We start from the raw sequence: 20,059 nt of genomic DNA on the forward strand, positions 1-20,059 counted from the left end.
CGTCGGCCTTTTTTATTGGGTAACAGTCAGCGAAATTGAAAATGCTCCACGTGGAACATCAGCGTAATCAGCCTTGAGAAGCTGCCGCCACACTCTCCAATCGATACCCATACCCATAGATCGTCAGCAGCTGCCAACCCCGATCCGCCGTCAGCCCCAGCTTGTTTCGTAGCCGGTAGATATGCGTATCCAGCGGCCGTGAAGACACCATTTCTTCATGGGTCCAGAACCGCTCGTAGAGGTATTCGCGAGAAAGGGGGCGTGCCAGGTTGGCAAACAGACAGCTAGCCAAACGGTACTCACGCTCCGTGAGGTTGATGGGTTCACCCGCGCGGGTCACGGTCAATTCAGCATCATCAAAGGTCAAGTCATTGAAACTCTGCACTTCGTGGGTGGCAGACTTTTGCAGGCCATGCCGACGTAGAACCGCCGCGACCCGTGCTTTCAGTTCATTAGGACGGAAAGGTTTGCTGACGTAATCATCGGCGCCACTGTTGAGCGCGGTGACGATGTCGCTCTCGGCATCACGGCTGGTGAGCATGATGACGGCGGGCGGCGACTCCATGTGTTCGCGGGTCCAGCGCAGCAATGCGATCCCGGTGATGTCCGGCAATTGCCAGTCGAGTATCAGCAGGTCGAAGGTTTCCCGGCGCAGTTGGCGGAGCAGGTCTTCTCCACGTTCGAAGCAATGCAGGGACCAGGGCTGTTCGGTGGTGCTGGGGATTTGTCGCAGTGTCTGTTCCACCCGGCGCAGTTCGGCGGGCTCGTCATCCAGTATTGCGACACGCATGGGTGGGTCCTTTCATTTGAAGAGTGCGGCAGCCGTCGGCCAGTGTTTGAATCTGAAGAATTGTGCGCAGATTCATCGACCCCTCGGATCTCTCTATACGCTGGGATCAATGAGCGGTTAACCCATTGAAAGTCCTCGATACCAATGTGGGAAAGATACCGGCTCCTGACGCTGAGGAAAAGGATCAGCCGACGCATGCGCTGCCGTAAACTCTTGTGCACTGATGTCCGATATCCGCTGGGATTGGCAGCGCCCCCACCGACAGAGCCTTTATGAACATCCAGCAGAAAACTTTTCCAGCATGCCGAAAATGAGCTTCACTGGGCTCAAAGCCTCGTTCTTCACGTGCGCTTGTCGGCTTACGACGAAAACGGCCTTGAGGGAGAAACCGGGGTCTATGACATCTTCTACTACACACCCACTGCTCAGGTGCGTTGACCGATGATGCTCTGGGGCAAGGCCGAGAAACGCCAACCCACCCATGCTCAGCGCTTGTTCCACGGACTGGTGCGCGAGTGGTTGTGGATAGGTTTGCTGCTGCTGCCTATCACCGCCTACCTGTCGCTGAGCCCTGGCCTTGCCTTGAATAATCCGTTGTACGACAGCCTGCGTCGCCTCACGCCACTGCCAGTCGATCCGCGTGTCTTGCTGGTGACGATCGATGACTCCAGCCTGAAAAAGCTCGGCCGATGGCCTTGGCCACGCAGCGTGCACGCCGACCTGATCGACCGCCTGAGCGCCGCGCAGCCCGCAGGCATTTTGTTCGATGTGATCTTCAGTGAGCCTGGAGATCCTGCCAATGACAAACGCCTGGCCGAGTCGGTCTGTAACGCTGGCAATGTCTTGCTGCCTCTGGTGCGTGAAGGGGCTGCGAACTATAGCCAGCCGGACACGCAGGTGATGCCGCTGCTCAAATGCGCCAAAGGCTTGGGCCATATCAATGTTGAAGCGGACAGCGATGGCGTGGTCCGCAGCCTCTACCTGCGCGAAGGCCCGGCCGAGGCCACGGCGCCGCAATTGGCCTGGTTGGCCTATGAGATGAGTGGCGAGTTGTCCGAAATGCCGGGTGAGCCTCTGCAATCGCTCACTGAGCACTGGCATCGGGAACACGCTATTCGCATCCCGTTTATTGCCACCCATACCCATTTTCCCAGCGTGTCCTACGCCAGCGTACTACGCGGTGAAGTCGCTCCCGAGCAACTGCGTGGTCGTCTGATTCTAGTGGGGTCGACAGCATCCGGTATGGGCGATCGTTTCGTCACACCTGTGTCTTCAACGATTGGCACCACGGCAGGCGTAGAGATCCAGGCCAACGTGCTGAATGGCTTGCTTCAAGGCCGCAGCATCGTTGATCTGCCTGGCTGGCTCGCGGCCTTGATGGCGACCTCGTTGGTGGCATTGCTACTGGGCCTGCTGCTCTATCGCCCACGCTATGCGTTATGGATGACGCTGGGCTGCATGGCCGTCGCATTACTCGGTTCCCTGGCCCTGTTGCGCCTGGGGCACTGGTGGTCGCCTGCGGCCTGTCTGATTGGCTTGCTGCTCAGTTACCTGATCTGGAACTGGCGCCGCCTCAGTGTGATCCTCGCCTACTTCGGCTGGGAACTGGCACGTCTGGACAACGAACCCAAAGTCCTGCCCGAACGCCGCCGTGCACCCGCCAGTAAAGGCGACGTGCTGCAGGCGCGTATCTTTGCCCTGGAGCAAGCTGTAAGCCGTACGCGTGACACACGGCGCTTTATGGCCGATGGCCTGGAGTGCCTGCCGGTGGCGACGCTGATTACCGATCCCAAGGGCAATATCCTGCTGGCCAACCGCATTGCGCGGGAAGTTTTCGGTAATGAGCTGGTTACCCATAACCTGCTGGAGCAGCTGGCCGATCTGGGCTACCCGCCGCTGCACAATGGCGTGCGCCCTGCCCTATCAGTGCTGGAGCTTGTGGAATTCCGAGACATCCACCAACGCAGCCTGCGCATGGAGCTTGCACCCTTGCTGCCGGCTGAAGGCGACGTCGCCCTCGGTTGGCTGCTGAGCCTGACGGATTTGAGTAAGGAGCGCGAAGCCCAGCAACACCGCGAGACGATGTTGCGGTTTCTCTCTCACGACCTGCGCGCCCCCCATTCAGCGATCCTTGCGCTGCTGGATGTGCATAACGGTGAATCCCCAGTTTTTGCCCAAATCGAACAGCAGGTTCGTCGGGCCTTGGGCCTCACCGAATCCTTCGTGCAACTGGCGAAAGCCGAGGCTGACGGTTACCAGTTCCAGCCGACGCTGTTTGCCATGCTGGTCATGGATGCCTTTGACCAAGTGGCGCTGATTGCCCAGCTCAAGGGGATTCATCTGGTTCACGACTTGGACGAGGCGGATGAAGGCATGGTGTCGGCTGATCAGTCACTGCTCACGCGGGCGTTGTTCAATGTGCTGGAGAACGCCATCAAGTATTCACCTTCCGGGACGACCGTGAGGTTGAGGCACAGCAGTGCAGAAGGCTGGTTGGAGTGCGGTATCAGTGACCAGGGCCCGGGGATTGCTGCAGAGGACCTGCCGGAGCTGTTCAGCCAGTACCGTCGCTTCGATTCGGCCCAGGGCAGCGAAGGCTTGGGGTTGGGGCTGACGATGGTCAAGGCCGTGGTAGAGCGTCACGGTGGTCACATCGTTTGCGAAAGTGTGGTGGGTAAAGGCACCACATTCAGCATTCGACTGCCGTTGCTGGAAGACTGAAAAACGTACTTTATGCTGTGCATAAAAAACCGGTCGCAAGGACCGGTTTTTTTATGCGAAAAAAACTTATGCACCTTTTCCGCGATTTTATGAGCTTGGGAAATATGTAGGTAAATCAGCTTCTTATAAGACAAAAAAGCTGATTCGCCAACAAACCGTGCACAGGTTATCCACAGATGCTCAGATGACCGGCGTGTCGACTACAACCGGCTCCGGCGGCAGCGAACCCATGGCCCGTTGCTGGGCTTCATTCCACGCCTGGGCACGGTCATTCAACGCGGCGATGGCGCGAGGTCCTTCACCTTCGGCGTACATCGGTTCGCCAATCACCACGGTAATGGTGCCTTCGCGTTTAGCCCAGCCGGTCTTTGGCCAAAACTTGCCGGCGTTATGCGCAATTGGCAGCACCGGCAGATGCGCGTTGACCGCCAATGCTGTACCCCCGCGTGAGAACTTACCTACCGTGCCGTAGGGCACACGTGTGCCTTCGGGGAAGATCAGCACCCAAACACCATCCTTGAGCAGCTCGTCGCCCTTCTTGGCCACGTGCTTGAGCGCGGCCTTGGGGTTATCACGGTCGATGGCGATCGGACGCAGCATGGCCATGGCCCAGCCGAAGAACGGCACGTACAACAGCTCACGCTTGAGCACCTGGCTCAGCGGCGAGAAGTACGCCGACAGGAAGAACGTCTCCCAGGTGCTCTGGTGGTTCGACAGAATCACGCAAGGCTGGTCCGGGACATTTTCCGCACCCTTGACCTCGAAACGGATGTTCAGGAACACCTTGGTCAGCCACAACGCGCAGCGGCACCAGTAGACGTTGATAAAGCGATAGCGCGCCTTGAATGGCAAAAAGGGCGCAATAAAAAAGCTCAGGGTGCACCAGAGAAACGAACTGGTGCCCAGCAGCAGGTAAAAGAAAAAGGTTCTGATGGCCTGCAAAATCGACATGGCGGCATTTACCGTTGCGGGACACGGCCCGCCTGCTAAAAGCGCACTCCCGAGCAATCCTTGTTCAGGAAGTCGAGGGTGGCTAGTTGTTGATAAGTTCTGCGGCAACGGCCGCCAGATCGTCAAAAATCAAGGTGCCTACCGGCAGGTTTTTCGCCTGGGTCTTTTCGCCTTTTCCGGTCTTAACCAAAACTGGCTGAGAGTCGACGGCTTTGGCCGCCTCCAGGTCACCGAGGCTGTCCCCGACGAACCATATCCCAGCTAACGGCACCTTGTAATGTTCTGCAATGGTTTTCAACATGCCCGGCTTGGGTTTGCGGCAATCGCAGCCCTCATCCGGCCCGTGGGGGCAATACACCACCAACCCCACCTGACCGCCCTGCTCGGCCACCAACGTGCGCAGGCGCGCGTGCATGGCGTCCAGGGTGTCGATGCCGTAGTAACCACGGGCGATGCCGGACTGGTTGGTGGCGATGGCCACCGTCCAGCCGGCTTTGCTCAACTGCGCGATGGCCTCGATCGAGCCGGGCAGTGGAATCCACTCCGCCACCGACTTGATGTAAGCGTCGGAGTCGTAATTGATCACCCCGTCCCGATCGAGAATCAGCAGTTTCAACATGGTCAGCTCAGCGTCGAAATGTCAGCGATATTGACGAACAAGCCACGCAGGCGCGCCAGCATGGCGTAGCGGTTTTTCCGCACGCCAGCATCGTCGGCATTGATCATCACGGCTTCAAAGAACGCATCCACCGGCTCACGCAAGGTCGCCAGGCGCGCCAGGGCTTCGGCGTAGTTACGCTCAGCGATCAACGGTTTCACCGCGTTCTCAGCCTTGGCGATGGCCGAGTTCAGCGAGAACTCCTTGGCATCGGCAAACAGGCCAGGGTCGACTTCTGCGTTGCCCAGGCCTTCGGCCTTGCTCAGCAGGTTCGACACACGCTTGTTCACGGCGGCCAGGGCATCGGCTTCCGGCAGTTTGCGGAAGGCCTGCACGGCTTGTACGCGCTGGTCGAAGTCCAGCGCCGAACCCGGCTGCAGGGCACGTACCGACAGGTACACCGACACATCCACGCCTTCGTCTTCGTAGCGCGCACGCAGGCGGTCGAACACGAACTCCAGCACTTGCTCGGCCAGGCCGGCTTGCTTGACCTTGGCACCGAACTGGCCGACGGCAAACACCACGGCCTGGGTCAGGTCGAGGTCGAGCTTCTTGTCGATCAGGATACGCAGCACGCCCAGGGCCGCACGGCGCAGGGCATACGGGTCTTTGCTGCCGGTTGGCAGCATGCCGATACCGAAGATACCCACAAGGGTATCCAGCTTGTCGGCGATGGCCACCGCAGCGCCGGTCAAGGTGCTTGGCAGTTCAGCACCGGCACCGCGCGGCATGTACTGCTCGTTCAGGGCCAGGGCCACATCGTCCGGCTCGCCGTCGTTGAGGGCGTAGTAGTAGCCGGCAACGCCTTGCATCTCCGGGAACTCGCCGACCATCTCGGTGGCCAGGTCGCACTTGGACAGCAGGCCTGCACGCGCAGCCCAGGCCGAATCGCCACCAATGCGTGGCGCAATGTAGGCGGCCAGCTTGGAAACCCGCACAGCCTTGTCGTAGACGCTGCCGAGTTTTTCCTGGAACACCACGTTCTGCAGGCGCAGGTTAAAGTCTTCCAGCTTCTGCTTCTTGTCTTGCTTGAAGAAGAACTCGGCGTCAGTCAGGCGCGGGCGAACGACTTTCTCGTTACCGGCGATGATCTGCTGCGGGTCCTTGCTTTCGATGTTGGCCACGGTGATAAAGCGCGGCAGCAACTTGCCGTCCACGTCCAGCAGGCAGAAATACTTCTGGTTGTCCTGCATGGTGGTGATCAGGGCTTCTTGCGGCACATCGAGGAAACGCTCTTCGAACGAACACACCAGCGGTACCGGCCATTCAACCAGCGCGGTCACTTCGTCGAGCAGGCTTGGCGGCACGATGGCGGTGCCTTCCTGCAGGCGGGCCAGCTCTTCGGTACGCTTGCTGATCAGCTCGCGACGCTCGTTGGCATCGGCCAGCACGTAAGCAGCACGCAGGTCGGCGGCGTAGTTGGCCGGCGAGGTGATGCGTACAGCTTCAGGGTGATGGAAGCGGTGGCCGCGGGAATCACGACCGGCTTTCTGGGCAAGGAGGGTGCAATCGATGACCTGGTCACCGAGCAGCATCACCAGCCACTGGGTCGGACGTACGAACTCTTCCTTGCGAGCGCCCCAGCGCATGCGCTTGGGGATCGGCAGGTCGTTCAACGAGTCTTCAACGATGGTCGGTAACAGGCTGGCGGTCGGCTTGCCGGTGATGACCTGGCTGAAACGCAGTTTCGGGCCGCTCTGGTCGATCTCGCTCAGCTCGACGCCACACTTCTTGGCAAAGCCAAGGGCGGCCTGAGTCGGGTTGCCTTCGGCATCGAAAGCCGCCTGGCGCGGTGGGCCGTCGAGGTTGATGCTGCGGTCCGGCTGCTGGGTTTCCAGCGCGGTCAGCAACACGGCCAGGCGACGCGGCGCGGCGTAGACTTTTTTCGCGGCGAATTTCAGGCCAGCGGTCTGCAGGCCTTTTTCGATACCGGCCAGGAACGCATCGGCCAGGGTGTTCAGTGCCTTGGGTGGCAGCTCTTCGGTGCCCAGTTCAACCAGGAAATCTTGAGCACTCATTGTGCAGCCTCCAGCTTAGCCAACACTTCATCACGCAGGTCCGGGGTTGCCATCGGGAAGCCCAGCTTGGCGCGAGCCAGCAGGTAGGCTTGGGCGACGGAACGCGCCAAGGTGCGTACACGCAGGATGTACTGCTGGCGCGCGGTGACCGAGATGGCACGGCGGGCATCCAGCAGGTTGAAGGTATGGGAGGCCTTCAACACCATTTCATAGCTTGGCAACGGCAGCGGCTGGTCGAGTTCGATCAGCCGCTTGGCTTCGCTTTCATAGAAATCGAACAGTTCGAACAGCTTCTCGACGTTGGCGTGTTCGAAGTTGTAGGTGGACTGCTCCACCTCGTTCTGGTGGAACACGTCGCCGTAGGTCACCTTGCCGAACGGGCCGTCAGCCCACACCAGGTCGTAGACCGAGTCCACGCCTTGCAGGTACATGGCCAGGCGCTCCAGGCCGTAGGTGATTTCGCCGGTCACCGGGTAGCACTCGATGCCGCCCGCTTGCTGGAAGTAAGTGAACTGCGTCACTTCCATGCCGTTGAGCCAGACTTCCCAGCCCAGGCCCCAGGCGCCCAGGGTCGGCGATTCCCAGTTGTCTTCGACAAAACGGATATCGTGGACCAGTGGGTCGAGGCCCACGTGCTTGAGCGAGCCCAGGTACAGTTCCTGGAAGTTGTCCGGGTTCGGCTTCAATACCACCTGGAACTGGTAGTAGTGCTGCAGACGGTTCGGGTTTTCGCCGTAGCGGCCATCAGTCGGGCGACGACTGGGCTGCACATAAGCGGCGTTCCAGGTTTCCGGGCCGATGGCCCGCAGGAATGTAGCGGTGTGGAAAGTGCCGGCGCCTACTTCCATATCGTAGGGCTGAAGTACCACACAACCTTGCTCGGCCCAGTATTGCTGGAGGGCGAGGATCAAGTCTTGGAAGGTACGCACGGCTGGCGTAGGCTGGCTCACGAAATTCACCTGTTACTTGGGCTGCGATTTAAAGAGCGGGAGTATACCCGATTCGGCCGCGCCACCATCCCCTGGAGCCTTATGCCACGCTGCTTTTGGTGTTCTGAAGATCCGCTGTACATGGCTTATCACGATCAGGAGTGGGGAACGCCGCTGCGCGATGCGCAGGGTTTGTTCGAGTTACTTTTACTCGAAGGGTTCCAGGCGGGCCTTTCCTGGATCACCGTTTTACGCAAACGCGAGCATTATCGAAAGGTCTTGTTTGGTTTTGATGCTCAGCGGTTGGCGCGGTTGACCGATGCTGAGATCGAAGCGCTGATGCAGGATCCGGGCATCGTGCGCAATCGCCTGAAGCTCAACGCCACCCGCCGCAATGCCGCCGCCTGGCTGGCGCTGGAGGACCCGGTGGGGCTGCTCTGGTCCTTTGTTGGTGGCCATCCCAAGGTCAATCACTTCAAGGACCGCAGCGAAGTGCCGGCGATTACACCCGAGGCCGAAGCCATGAGCAAAGCCCTGAAAAAAGCCGGTTTCACCTTCGTCGGGCCGACCATTTGCTACGCGTTCATGCAGGCCTCGGGCATGGTCATGGACCACACTCAGGACTGCGACCGTTACGCGGACTTGGTCAACGCCGGTTAGAATGCCGGCTTTGCGCACCACACACGATCAGGAGTGACCTGTGGAAAAGTTGAAAGGCGCCTTGCTGGTAGGCGCTCTCCGGTTGTTTGCCCTGCTGCCCTGGCGCGCTGTCCAGGCGGTCGGCACGGCGATTGGCTGGATCATGTGGAAAACCCCCAACCGCTCCCGCGACACGGTGCGGATCAACCTGTCCAAATGCTTCCCGGACATGGACCCCGCCGAGCGTGAAGCTTTAGTCGGCCGCAGCCTGATGGACATCGGCAAGTCCCTGACCGAAAGCGCCTGCGCCTGGATCTGGCCGGCCCAGCGTTCCATTGACCTGGTGCGTGAAGTCGAAGGCCTGGAGGTACTGCACGAAGCCCTGGCCTCGGGCAAAGGCGTGGTCGGCATCACCAGCCACCTGGGCAACTGGGAAGTGCTGAACCATTTCTATTGCAGCCAGTGCAAGCCGATCATTTTCTACCGGCCGCCCAAGCTCAAGGCGGTTGACGAATTGCTGCGCAAGCAGCGCGTGCAACTGGGCAACCGCGTGGCGGCGTCGACCAAGGAAGGCATCCTCAGCGTGATCAAGGAAGTGCGCAAGGGCGGCCAGGTGGGCATCCCGGCGGATCCTGAGCCGGCGGAATCCGCAGGGATCTTCGTGCCGTTCTTTGCCACCCAGGCGCTGACCAGCAAGTTCGTGCCGAACATGCTCGCCGGCCACAAGGCCGTGGGCGTGTTCCTGCACGCCCTGCGGCTGCCGGACGGTTCGGGTTACAAAGTGATCCTGGAAGCGGCGCCGGAAGACATGTACAGCACCGACACTGCTACGTCCTGTGCGGCGATGAGCAAGGTGGTGGAGCGTTATGTCGGCGCTTATCCGAGCCAGTACATGTGGAGCATGAAGCGCTTCAAGAAACGCCCGCCGGGTGAAGCGCGGTGGTACTGACGGCTACCCGCACACTGTAGGAGCGAGCTTGCTCGCGAAGATCTCTAACGATAACGCGTACACGCTGAATGCTCGCGGTGCTTTTGAGTTCTTCGCGAGCAAGCTCGCTCCTACAGTTGTTTTTCCAACTTCTTGAGAAATACGGTCATCTCTTTCTCGGCCTGTTTGTCGCCATGGGCCTGGGCCGCTTCGATGCCCTTCTCCCACGCCAGCCGCGCCGCCGCACGATCTTCCAGCCCCAGCTGTGCCTTACCCAACAACTTCCACGCCGCCGAATACTTCGGATCGAACTCCACGCATTTCTGCAGATGCTCGGCCGCCTTGGCGTTGTCCTTCAGGTCCAGATAACCCTTGCCCAAACCAAAACGCAGCAGTGAGTTATCCACACCCTTGGCGAGCATTTTTTCCAGGGATTCGAGCATGCAGGCGTACTCCGTTGTGTCAGAAAAAGCTCAGGCCCACGTGGAACAGTTTCTCCACATCGCGGATATGTTTCTTGTCCACCAGGAACAAGATCACATGGTCCCCGGTTTCGATCACCGTATCGTCGTGGGCAATGATCACCTCTTCGTCGCGAATGATCGCGCCAATGGTGGTGCCCGGCGGCAAGCCGATATCGCGGATGGCCTTGCCGATCACCTTGCTCGACTTTGAGTCGCCATGGGCAATGGCCTCGATGGCTTCTGCCGCACCCCGGCGCAGGGAGTGCACGCTGACGATATCGCCACGGCGTACGTGGGCCAGCAAGGTGCCGATGGTCGCTAACTGCGGGCTGATGGCGATGTCGATATCGCCGCCCTGGATCAGGTCCACGTAGGCGGGGTTGTTGATGATCGTCATCACTTTTTTCGCGCCCAGCCGCTTGGCCAGCAACGACGACATGATGTTGGCTTCGTCATCGTTGGTCAGTGCCAGGAAGATATCTGCGTCGGCGATGTTCTCTTCCATCAGCAGGTCGCGGTCCGAGGCACTGCCTTGCAGTACGACGGTGCTGTCGAGGGTGTCGGACAAATGCCGGCAACGTGCTTGACTCATCTCGATGATCTTCACCTGGTAGCGGCTTTCGATGGCTTCGGCCAAACGCTCGCCGATCTGCCCGCCGCCGGCGATGACGATGCGTTTGTAGGTCTCGTCGAGGCGGCGCATTTCGCTCATGACGGCACGAATATTCGCTTTGGCGGCGATGAAAAATACTTCGTCGTCGGCCTCGATCACCGTATCGCCCTGAGGCAGGATCGGGCGGTCACGCCGGAAAATCGCCGCGACGCGGGTTTCCACATTGGGCATGTGCTCGCGCAATTGGCGCAATTGTTGGCCCACCAGCGGGCCGCCGTAATAGGCCTTTACCGCGACCAGTTGCGCCTTGCCGCCGGCAAAGTCGATCACCTGCAAGGCGCCCGGAATCTCGATCAGGCGCTTGATGTAGTGGGTCACCACCTGTTCCGGGCTGATCAGCACGTCGACCGGAATCGCATCGTTGTCGAACAGCCCGGCGCGGGTCAGGTACGCCGCCTCGCGCACGCGGGCGATCTTGGTCGGGGTGTGGAACAGGGTGTGGGCGACCTGGCACGCGACCATGTTGGTCTCGTCGCTGTTGGTCACGGCCACCAGCATGTCGGCGTCGTCGGCACCGGCTTGGCGCAGCACCGTCGGGAACGACGCGCGGCCTTGCACAGTGCGGATGTCCAGGCGGTCGCCGAGGTTGCGCAGGCGCTCGCTGTCGGTGTCGACCACCGTGATGTCGTTGGCTTCGCTGGCCAAATGCTCGGCCAGCGTGCCGCCGACCTGCCCTGCCCCAAGGATGATGATTTTCATCCGGTCACTCCCTTAAAACCATTCAGCCGCGCGCGGCGGCGATCTTGATCAGTTTGGCGTAGTAGAAGCCATCGTGTCCGCCTTCTTGCGCGAGCAGTTGACGACCGTGGGGCTGCTTGATACCGGCCGAGGTGGCGAGGTCCAACTCCCGGGCGCCGCTGGTGCGGGCAAGGAAGGCTTCGATCACCTCGGTGTTTTCCGTTGGCAAGGTGGAACAGGTGGCGTAGAGCAGGATGCCGCCGACTTCCAGGGTCGGCCACATCGCGTCGAGCAGCTCGCCTTGCAGCACGGCCAGGGCGGCGATGTCGTCGGGTTGGCGGGTGAGCTTGATGTCCGGGTGGCGGCGGATCACGCCGGTGGCGGAACAGGGTGCATCGAGCAGGATGCGCTGGAACGGCTTGCCGTCCCACCAGGTGGCGGTGTCACGGCCGTCGGCAGCGATCAGCTCGGCGCTGAGGCCCAGGCGCGCCAGGTTCTCGCGCACGCGCACCAGACGCTTGGCCTCCAGGTCGACTGCGACCACACCGGCCAGGTCTTTTTCGACTTCCAGGATGTGACAGGTCTTACCGCCTGGCGCGCAGCAGGCGTCAAGCACGCGCTGGCCCGGCGCCAGGTCGAGCAGGTCGGCGGCCAGTTGCGCGGCTTCGTCCTGCACGCTGATCCAGCCCTCGGCAAAGCCCGGCAGGCTGCGCACGTCAGTGGCGGCTTCGAGCACGATGCCGTCGACGCTGTACATGCATGGCGTGGCGTTGATGCCGGCCTCGTTGAGCAATTGCAGGTAGGCGTCACGGCTGCGATGACGACGGTTGACCCGCAGGATCATCGGCGGGTGCGCATTGTTCGCTGCGCAAATGGCTTCCCACTGCTCAGGCCAGAACGCCTTCAGGGATTTTTGCAGCCAGCGCGGATGGGCGGTGCGCACGACGGGGTCATGTTCCAACTCGGCCAGCAGCGCTTCGCTTTCGCGTTGGGCGCGGCGTAGCACGGCGTTGAGCAGCGCCTTGGCCCAGGGTTTTTTCAGCTTGTCGGCGCAACCGACCGTTTCTCCGATAGCGGCGTGGGCGGGCACGCGGGTGTAGAGCAGTTGATAGAGGCCCACCAGCAGCAGCGCCTCGACATCCGCATCGGCCGCCTTGAATGGCTTTTGCAGCAACTTGGCCGCCAGTGCCGACAAACGCGGCTGCCAGCGTGCTGTGCCAAAGGCCAGGTCCTGGGTGAAACCGCGATCGCGGTCCTCGACCTTGTCCAACTGAGTCGGCAACGAACTGTTCAGCGAAGCCTTGCCTTGGAGGACGGCAGCGAGAGCCTTGGCGGCGGCCAGACGTGGGTTCATTGGGCGGCCCCGAGGAGAGTACCCACGGCAAATTTCTCACGACGGCTGTTGAACAAATCGCTGAAATTGAGCGCCTTGCCACCGGGTAGTTGCAGACGGGTCAGGCACAACGCCTGTTCACCGCAGGCGACCAACAGGCCGTCCTTGCTGGCGCCGATGATCTCACCGGGAGCGCCTTTGCCCTCGGCCAAGGTGGCGGCCAACACTTTCAAGGCTTCGCCGTTGAGCGTGCTATGGCAGATCGGCCACGGGTTGAAGGCGCGCACCAGGCGCTCCAGCTCCACGGCCGGGCGGCTCCAGTCGATGCGTGCTTCGTCTTTGTTCAGCTTGTGGGCGTAGGTGGCGAGGCTGTCGTCCTGCACTTCGCCTTCCAGGGTTCCGGCGGCCAGGCCGGCGATGGCCTGTATCACAGCAGGTGGACCCAGCTCGGCAAGGCGGTCGTGCAGGCTGCCGCCAGTGTCTTCGCCAGTGATGGGGGTGGTGACCTTGAGCAGCATCGGGCCGGTGTCCAGGCCTGCTTCCATGCGCATCACGGTCACGCCGCTTTCGCTGTCACCGGCTTCCACGGCACGTTGGATCGGCGCCGCGCCGCGCCAGCGTGGCAGCAGCGAGGCATGGCTGTTGATGCAACCCAGGCGCGGAATATCCAGCACCGCTTGCGGCAGGATCAAGCCGTAGGCCACCACCACCAGCAGGTCCGGCTTCAGCGCCGCCAGTTCGGCCTGGGCCTCGGCATTACGCAGGGTCGGCGGTTGCAGCACGGGAATGTTGTGCTCCAGCGCCAGTTGCTTGACCGGGCTCGGCATCAGTTTTTGCCCACGACCGGCCGGGCGATCCGGCTGGGTGTACACCGCGACGATGTCATAAGGGCTGGCAAGCAGGGCCTTGAGGTGTTCGGCGGCAAATTCGGGAGTGCCGGCAAAAACAATGCGCAGTGGCTCGGTCATGGGAGGTCTCGGTTAAAAGCAGTCACAAAAGAAAAAGGCTTGCCGCAGCAAGCCTTTGGAAGGGGGCATCAAGCTTGCTGGCGATGCTTTTTTTCCAGCTTCTTCTTGATCCGGTCGCGCTTGAGCGTGGACAGGTAATCGACAAACAGCTTGCCGTTGAGGTGGTCGCATTCGTGCTGGATGCACACTGCCAGCAGGCCTTCGGCAATCAGCTCGAACGGCTTGCCGTCGCGGTCCAGGGCCTTGATCTTCACGCGCAGCGGGCGCTCGACGTTCTCGTAGAACTCCGGCACGGAGAGGCAGCCTTCCTGGTATTCGCCCATCTCGTCGGTCAGTGGTTCGAACTCCGGGTTGATGTACACCATCGGTTCGCTGCGATCTTCCGACAGGTCCATGACCACGACGCGCTGATGCACGTTGACCTGGGTCGCGGCGAGGCCGATGCCCGGGGCTTCATACATTGTTTCAAACATGTCATCGACCAACTGACGAACCTTGTCGTCCACTACGGCCACCGGTTTGGCGATCGTGCGCAGGCGCGAGTCGGGGAATTCGAGGATGTTCAAAATAGCCATAAGCGTAATTGCTGCACATGTGAGGTAGAGGCAAATCGGCGTTGGGATGGACCCACACGACCGGTGTGAAACCCTTAAAAGCCGCGAAGGCCAAGGCGTTTCACGCGAACGCACATAATAAAGGAGATTCACCCCATGAGGAAATCGCTACTCGTCTTGCTGCTGTGGGCCCCGTTTTCCATGGCCCTGCTGCCCCAGCCCATCCAGCGCCTGGAACAACCGACGCAACAGGCTATCCAGCGATTCCTGCTGCATAACCGCATCCTTGATACACCCCAGGACCTGGACAACGCGCCGTACATCGTCGCAGCCGAGGCTGGTCGCGTGCTCGGCGCCAATGGCGAGCGGGTGTTCGCCAGGGGCGATCTGGACCCCTCCCAGCCCAACTACGGCATATTCCGGCGTGGCAAGGTCTACACCGACCCGCAGACCCGAGAGCTGTTGGGGATCAACGTCGACGACATCGGCACCGCCCGTTTTGTCACCGCAGGCGACCTCACTACCCTGGCTGTGCAGCGTGTTACCCAAGAGGTGCGTCCCGGTGACCGCCTGTTGCGTGCACAACCTCCCGCCGCGGCAGCCCTGGCAGTGTCGCCAACCACGTCGTTTATCGAAGGGCAGATCATCGATATCCCCAAAGGCGTGACCCAGATCGGCGTGCTGGATGCCGTAACCCTGGACAAAGGCCGTCGTGACGGCCTGGTCGAAGGCCAACTGCTCAGCGTGATCAAGGCCGGTGCCACCGTCCGCGACACCCTCACGGGCGCTCCGACAAAACTTCCTGATGAACACGCCGGCACCCTGCTGGTATTTCGCACGTACGAAAAGCTCAGTTACGGCCTGGTCCTTAAGGCCTCACGCCCACTGGCTGTGATGGACCGTTTCGAGACTGCCCATCAAAGACAATAAATAGCCTGCTAAATAAGTTACCAACAGAGTTATCCACAGCTTGTTACGGTCAAGGATGATCAGATGTATCCGACAAACAACCATGAAATATCTCCGTCAGAACTGGAAGCGCGTCTACGCTTGCACAGGCTGCCGGAATTGGGTCCGAAGCGTTTTCGTTTGTTGATCGAAGCGTTTGGCTCTGCCTCAAAAGCCATCAGCGCGCCTGCCAGCGCCTGGCGTTCGCTGGGGCTGCCGGCCATCAGCGCCGATGCCCGGCGCAGTCATGAAATTCGCGATGCTGCCAGCGAGGCTTTGGCCTGGCTGGCCTGCCCGGCCCAGCATTTGCTGATGTGGGACCAGCCGGACTACCCCGCGCTGCTTGCCCAGATCGATGACGCGCCGCCGCTGTTATTCGTCGCCGGTGACCCTGCAATCCTGGAAAAACCGCAACTCGCGATGGTGGGTAGTCGTCGTGCATCGCGTCCCGGCATGGACACGGCGGCAGCATTTTCGCGCAGTCTGGCGAGCGCCGGTTTTGTCATCACCAGCGGCCTTGCGTTAGGCATTGACGGTGCTGCCCATCAAGCGGCCTTGGATGTCGGAGGCCAGACAATCGGCGTGCTCGGCACCGGGCTTGAAAATTTTTATCCACAGCGCCATCGGCGGCTGGCAGCGGCGATGATTGAGCAAGGCAGCGCCGTGGTTTCCGAATTCCCCCTGGATGCGCCGCCCCAGGCGAGTAACTTTCCCCGACGCAATCGGATCATCAGTGGCCTGTCTCTGGGTGTACTGGTGGTGGAAGCCAGCATGGCCAGCGGATCGCTGATCACAGCGAAACTGGCGGCGGAGCAAGGGCGCGAGGTGTATGCGATCCCGGGTTCCATCCACCATCCCGGTGCTAAGGGATGCCACCAATTGATCCGTGACGGCGCGGTTCTAGTGGAGACGATCGAGCACATCCTGGAAGGTTTACGTGGCTGGCAGGCATTGTCCCGCCCAGCGCCGATGCCGGTTGTGCATCCGCTGGTGACGTTGCTGCACGCGGCGCCCCACACCAGTGAAGCCTTGGCGATTGCCAGCGGACGGCCGTTGTCCCAGGTGCTGGCGACGCTTACCGAACTGGAGCTGGAAGGTCAGGTCATCTGCGAAAGCGGGCGCTGGCTTGCGCGCTGCTAGGTTTTGTAAAGAAGATCGGTAAACTGCGCAGAGCTTTAGTCTGGAGAGTGAACAATGGTCAACCGGTGGCGTGTGCTGGAAACCGCACGAGAAATTCGCGCAGGCGCGGTGATTGCCTATCCAACCGAAGCGGTTTGGGGCTTGGGCTGCGACCCGTGGAACGAAGAAGCAGTAGACCGTTTGCTCGCCATCAAGAACCGTTCGGTGGACAAGGGCCTGATCCTGGTGGCGGACAACATCCGTCAGTTCGACTTTCTGTTCGAAGACTTCCCGCAGGATTGGATCGACCGCATGGCCAGCACCTGGCCGGGGCCGAACACCTGGCTGGTACCGCACCAGGATTTGCTGCCGGAATGGGTAACGGGTGTGCACGACACCGTGGCGCTGCGCGTGACGGACCATCCACTGGTGCGCGACTTGTGCTCGCTGGTGGGGCCGTTGATTTCCACCTCGGCCAACCCGCAGGGCCGCCCGGCGGCACGCACGCGGATTCGCGTGGAGCAATACTTCCGTGGCCAGGTGGACCTGGTGTTGGGTGGCGCCCTGGGTGGGCGCAAGAACCCGAGCTTGATTCGCGACTTGGTGACGGGTGAGGTCGTGCGGCCTTCGTAACGCGGTTGTGGCGAACGGGCTTCTTGTGGCAAGCCCGCTCGCCACAAGAAGCTCCCTCGCCACAAAGGTCGGTCAAGGCAGCAAAATGGTTGAGCCAGTCGTCCGCCGCCCCGACAACTCCGTCTGCGCCTTCGCCGCTTCCGCCAGCGCATACCGCTGGTTGATATCAATACGAACCTTGCCGCTCTTGATCATCGAGAACAGGTCATCCGCCATCGCCTGCAGGTTCTGCGGGTTGTTGGCGTAGGTCGCCAGGGTCGGCCGGGTGACGTACAGCGAGCCCTTGGCCGCCAGGATCCCCAGGTTCACCCCATCCACCGCGCCCGACGCATTGCCGAAACTCACCACCAGCCCACGTGGAGCCACGCTGTCCAGCGAGGTCAGCCAGGTGTCTTTGCCGACGCCGTCGTACACCACCGGGACTTTTTTGCCGTCGGTCAATTCCAGCACGCGTTGTGCGACGTCTTCCTTGCTGTAGTCGATGGTTTCCCAGGCGCCGAGGGATTTGGCCAGGGCGGCTTTTTCCGGCGAACTGACCGTACCGATCAGCTTCACGCCCAGGGCCTTGGCCCATTGGCAGGCCAGGGAGCCCACGCCACCGGCAGCGGCATGGAACAGGATGGTTTCGCCGCCCTTCAGTTCGTAGGTCTGGCGCAGCAGGTACTGCACGGTCAGGCCCTTGAGCATGGCACCCGCAGCTTGTTCGAAGCTGATGTCGTCCGGCAGGTGCACCAGGTTGGCGGCGGGCAGAACATGCAATTGGCTGTAGGCGCCCAACGGGCCACTGCCGTAGGCCACACGGTCGCCGACCTTGAATTGAGTGACTTCGCTGCCGACCGCGTCGACCACCCCAGCGCCCTCTGCGCCCAACCCCGATGGCAACGCGGGCGGTGCATACAGGCCACTGCGGAAATAGGTGTCGATGAAGTTCAGGCCAATCGCTTCGTTACGCACGCGAACCTGCTGCGGGCCGGGATCTGCCGGCGTGTAGTCCACATACTCAAGCACTTCGGGGCCGCCATGGGCGCTGAACTGGATACGTTTGGCCATCTGCACTTCTCCTGGGTTCGAATCGCGTAGCCCCCTATCGGACTCCTAAGCTTGATCTTCGTCAACTGCGGCGCAACCGGGTGCAGTGGTATCCTGTGCGCCCATTTGCCGCCGACGCCCAATGGCCTCGCGTAGCTTTGCCCGATTCAAGGTGATGCCATGACTACCCGCACCGAGGCTGTAAAGGCCTACCTGCTTGACCTGCAAGACCGCATTTGCAGCGCCCTGGAAACCTTCGAGACGGACACTCGCTTTATCGAAGACGCCTGGACCCGGCCTGCCGGCGGCGGCGGACGCACCCGTGTGATCGAAAACGGTTCGGTGATCGAAAAAGGCGGCGTCAACTTTTCCCACGTGTTTGGCAGCGGTCTGCCACCGTCCGCCAGCGCGCATCGGCCTGAGCTGGCCGGCCGTGGCTTTGAGGCCTTGGGGGTGTCGCTGGTGATTCATCCGCACAACCCACATGTACCGACTTCCCACGCCAACGTGCGCTTTTTCATCGCTGAAAAAGAAGGCGAAGAGCCGGTGTGGTGGTTCGGTGGTGGTTTCGACCTCACGCCTTACTATGGCAACGACGAAGACTGCATCCACTGGCACCGCGTGGCCGAGCAGGCCTGTGCGCCGTTCGGCCCGGACGTGTATTCGCGCTACAAAGCCTGGTGCGACACCTACTTCCACATCAAGCACCGCAACGAACCGCGCGGCATCGGCGGCCTGTTCTTCGATGACCTGAACGAATGGGACTTCGACACCTGCTTCGCCTTCATCCGCGCCATCGGCGACGCTTACATCGACGCCTACCTGCCGATCGTGCAGCGCCGCAAGGCCACCGCCTACACCGAGCAGCAGCGCGAATTCCAGGAATTCCGTCGCGGGCGCTACGTTGAGTTCAACCTGGTCTACGACCGTGGCACCCTGTTCGGCCTGCAATCGGGCGGGCGCACCGAGTCGATCCTGATGTCGTTGCCGCCGCAAGTGCGCTGGAGCTACGACTGGAAAGCCGAGGCCGGCAGCGAAGAAGCGCGCCTCACCGACTACTTCCTGCAAGACCGCGACTGGCTGGGCCTTACCGTGCCCAAGGCGGCTGTCTGATGGACCGCTATGTCGTGTTCGGCAACCCCATCGGCCACAGCAAGTCGCCGCTGATCCATCGCATGTTCGCCGAGCAGACCGGCGAGCAACTGGACTACAGCACCTTGCTGGCGCCGCTGGAGGATTTCACTGGCTGTGCCCGTGAGTTTTTTCAACAAGGCCGTGGCGCCAACGTCACCGTACCGTTCAAGGAAGACGCCTACCGCTTGGCCAACACCTTGACCGAACGCGCCCAACGCGCGGGCGCGGTGAACACCCTGAGTAAGCTGGCCGATGGCAGTCTGTTGGGCGACAACACCGACGGTGCGGGCCTGGTGCGCGACCTGACGGTCAACGCCGGGTTGAGCCTGCAAGGCAAACGCATCCTGTTGCTGGGCGCTGGTGGCGCGGTACGTGGGGCGTTGGAGCCGCTGCTGGCCGAACAACCTGCTTCGCTGATCATCGCCAACCGCACCGTGGAAAAGGCCGAAATGCTCGCTGAGTTGTTCGACGACTTGGGCCCGGTGTCCGCCAGTGGTTTCGACTGGCTGCGTGAGCCAGTGGATGTGATCATCAACGCCACCTCCGCCAGCCTGTCAGGCGATGTACCGCCGATTGCCGGCAGCCTGATCGAGCCAGGCAAGACGTTTTGCTACGACATGATGTATGCCAAGGAACCGACGGCGTTCTGCCGCTGGGCCGCTGAACAAGGCGCATCCGTGGCGATGGATGGCTTGGGCATGCTGGTGGAACAGGCGGCGGAAGCGTTCTTCCTATGGCGCGGTGTGCGCCCGGACTCGGCGCCCGTACTGGCTGAACTACGCCGCCAACTGGGCTGATACAGAACTAAATGTGGGAGCGGGCTTGCTCGCGAATGCGGTGGTTCAGCTAAGTAATTTTTGGCTGACATACCGCATTCGCGAGCAAGCCCGCT

The 20,059-nt window shown here is 61.2% G+C and carries 19 protein-coding genes and 1 pseudogene; 9 read left to right on the forward strand and 11 right to left on the reverse strand.

Annotation, left to right across the window (positions count from 1 at the left end; genetic code table 11):
* Positions 1–67: 67 nt before the first annotated feature.
* Positions 68–790 (reverse strand): response regulator transcription factor, encoded by a 723-nt coding sequence (locus tag HX793_RS28655; RefSeq protein WP_016978724.1) that lies wholly within the window; start codon positions 788–790, stop codon positions 68–70.
* A 257-nt stretch (positions 791–1,047) separates the two neighbouring features.
* Between HX793_RS28655 and HX793_RS31470 the strand changes: the two are divergent.
* Positions 1,048–1,228, forward strand: a pseudogene (locus HX793_RS31470) (hypothetical protein); the annotation flags it as partial.
* 3 nt (positions 1,229–1,231) lie between these two features.
* The gene (locus HX793_RS28660; protein ID WP_177053912.1) at positions 1,232–3,511 is read left to right on the forward strand and encodes a CHASE2 domain-containing protein; all 2,280 of its coding nucleotides are present in this window, start codon (positions 1,232–1,234) and stop codon (positions 3,509–3,511) included.
* Between the two features lie 180 nt (positions 3,512–3,691).
* Here HX793_RS28660 and HX793_RS28665 read toward each other — a convergent pair whose 3' ends face one another.
* The 4 genes from HX793_RS28665 to glyQ all read right to left on the reverse strand — a co-directional run bounded on the left by HX793_RS28665 (position 3,692) and on the right by glyQ (position 8,088).
* Positions 3,692–4,462 carry a lysophospholipid acyltransferase family protein gene (locus HX793_RS28665; RefSeq protein ID WP_016978726.1) on the reverse strand — a complete coding sequence of 257 codons (771 nt, stop codon included), beginning with the start codon at positions 4,460–4,462 and terminating at the stop codon, positions 3,692–3,694.
* Positions 4,463–4,544: 82 nt separating this feature from the next.
* Positions 4,545–5,081 (reverse strand): D-glycero-beta-D-manno-heptose 1,7-bisphosphate 7-phosphatase, encoded by a 537-nt coding sequence (gmhB, locus tag HX793_RS28670; protein ID WP_177053911.1) that lies wholly within the window; start codon positions 5,079–5,081, stop codon positions 4,545–4,547.
* Positions 5,082–5,083: 2 nt separating this feature from the next.
* Positions 5,084–7,138 (reverse strand): glycine--tRNA ligase subunit beta, encoded by a 2,055-nt coding sequence (gene glyS, locus HX793_RS28675; protein ID WP_177096660.1) that lies wholly within the window; start codon positions 7,136–7,138, stop codon positions 5,084–5,086.
* Complete coding sequence (glyQ, locus tag HX793_RS28680; RefSeq protein ID WP_003213601.1) at positions 7,135–8,088, reverse strand: glycine--tRNA ligase subunit alpha; 954 nt, start codon at positions 8,086–8,088, stop codon at positions 7,135–7,137. The genes glyS and glyQ overlap by 4 nt, the downstream gene beginning before the upstream one ends.
* Before the next feature lie 81 nt (positions 8,089–8,169).
* On the opposite strand from glyQ, the gene HX793_RS28685 reads away from it, so the two are divergent.
* Together HX793_RS28685 and HX793_RS28690 are read left to right on the forward strand one after the other, a co-directional pair.
* Entirely contained in the window at positions 8,170–8,727 is a 558-nt protein-coding gene (locus tag HX793_RS28685; protein ID WP_177096662.1) for a DNA-3-methyladenine glycosylase I, read from the forward strand.
* A 40-nt stretch (positions 8,728–8,767) separates the two neighbouring features.
* Positions 8,768–9,655: a lysophospholipid acyltransferase gene (locus tag HX793_RS28690; RefSeq protein WP_010207733.1), complete on the forward strand. Its 888-nt coding sequence runs from the start codon at positions 8,768–8,770 to the stop codon at positions 9,653–9,655.
* A gap of 110 nt (positions 9,656–9,765) precedes the next feature.
* Here the strand turns inward: HX793_RS28690 and HX793_RS28695 are convergent, their stop codons facing one another.
* The 5 genes from HX793_RS28695 to def form a co-directional block, all read right to left on the reverse strand.
* On the reverse strand, positions 9,766–10,077 hold the full coding sequence (locus tag HX793_RS28695) for a tetratricopeptide repeat protein (protein WP_016978731.1): 312 nt from the start codon (positions 10,075–10,077) through the stop codon (positions 9,766–9,768).
* Positions 10,078–10,096: 19 nt separating this feature from the next.
* Entirely contained in the window at positions 10,097–11,470 is a 1,374-nt protein-coding gene (trkA, locus tag HX793_RS28700) for a Trk system potassium transporter TrkA (protein ID WP_177058390.1), read from the reverse strand.
* A gap of 22 nt (positions 11,471–11,492) precedes the next feature.
* A complete protein-coding gene (rsmB, locus tag HX793_RS28705) occupies positions 11,493–12,803 on the reverse strand; it encodes a 16S rRNA (cytosine(967)-C(5))-methyltransferase RsmB (RefSeq protein ID WP_177053909.1) in 1,311 nt (436 codons plus the stop codon).
* Positions 12,800–13,750 carry a methionyl-tRNA formyltransferase gene (gene fmt, locus HX793_RS28710; RefSeq protein ID WP_095014097.1) on the reverse strand — a complete coding sequence of 317 codons (951 nt, stop codon included), beginning with the start codon at positions 13,748–13,750 and terminating at the stop codon, positions 12,800–12,802. Before fmt ends, rsmB begins: the two co-directional genes overlap by 4 nt.
* A 68-nt stretch (positions 13,751–13,818) precedes the next feature.
* Positions 13,819–14,325 carry a peptide deformylase gene (def, locus tag HX793_RS28715; RefSeq protein ID WP_016978734.1) on the reverse strand — a complete coding sequence of 169 codons (507 nt, stop codon included), beginning with the start codon at positions 14,323–14,325 and terminating at the stop codon, positions 13,819–13,821.
* 135 nt (positions 14,326–14,460) lie between these two features.
* Here def and HX793_RS28720 point away from each other — a divergent pair, with 135 nt between their 5' ends.
* From HX793_RS28720 to tsaC, 3 genes are all read left to right on the forward strand, one after another.
* Positions 14,461–15,234: a hypothetical protein gene (locus tag HX793_RS28720; protein WP_016978735.1), complete on the forward strand. Its 774-nt coding sequence runs from the start codon at positions 14,461–14,463 to the stop codon at positions 15,232–15,234.
* Positions 15,235–15,297: 63 nt separating this feature from the next.
* On the forward strand, positions 15,298–16,392 hold the full coding sequence (gene dprA, locus HX793_RS28725; protein WP_177096672.1) for a DNA-processing protein DprA: 1,095 nt from the start codon (positions 15,298–15,300) through the stop codon (positions 16,390–16,392).
* A gap of 54 nt (positions 16,393–16,446) precedes the next feature.
* Positions 16,447–17,004: an L-threonylcarbamoyladenylate synthase type 1 TsaC gene (gene tsaC / locus HX793_RS28730; RefSeq protein WP_003170728.1), complete on the forward strand. Its 558-nt coding sequence runs from the start codon at positions 16,447–16,449 to the stop codon at positions 17,002–17,004.
* A gap of 72 nt (positions 17,005–17,076) precedes the next feature.
* On the opposite strand, the gene HX793_RS28735 is transcribed toward tsaC, so the two are convergent.
* Complete coding sequence (locus tag HX793_RS28735; RefSeq protein WP_177096673.1) at positions 17,077–18,054, reverse strand: NADPH:quinone reductase; 978 nt, start codon at positions 18,052–18,054, stop codon at positions 17,077–17,079.
* Positions 18,055–18,213: 159 nt separating this feature from the next.
* Here HX793_RS28735 and hemF point away from each other — a divergent pair, with 159 nt between their 5' ends.
* Both hemF and aroE read left to right on the forward strand, forming a co-directional pair.
* Positions 18,214–19,146: an oxygen-dependent coproporphyrinogen oxidase gene (hemF, locus tag HX793_RS28740; protein ID WP_177096674.1), complete on the forward strand. Its 933-nt coding sequence runs from the start codon at positions 18,214–18,216 to the stop codon at positions 19,144–19,146.
* Entirely contained in the window at positions 19,146–19,964 is an 819-nt protein-coding gene (gene aroE, locus HX793_RS28745) for a shikimate dehydrogenase (protein ID WP_177053904.1), read from the forward strand. The genes hemF and aroE overlap by 1 nt, the downstream gene beginning before the upstream one ends.
* Positions 19,965–20,059 lie beyond the last annotated feature (95 nt).

Source organism: Pseudomonas reactans (assembly GCF_013387025.1).
GTDB lineage: Bacteria > Pseudomonadota > Gammaproteobacteria > Pseudomonadales > Pseudomonadaceae > Aquipseudomonas > Aquipseudomonas reactans.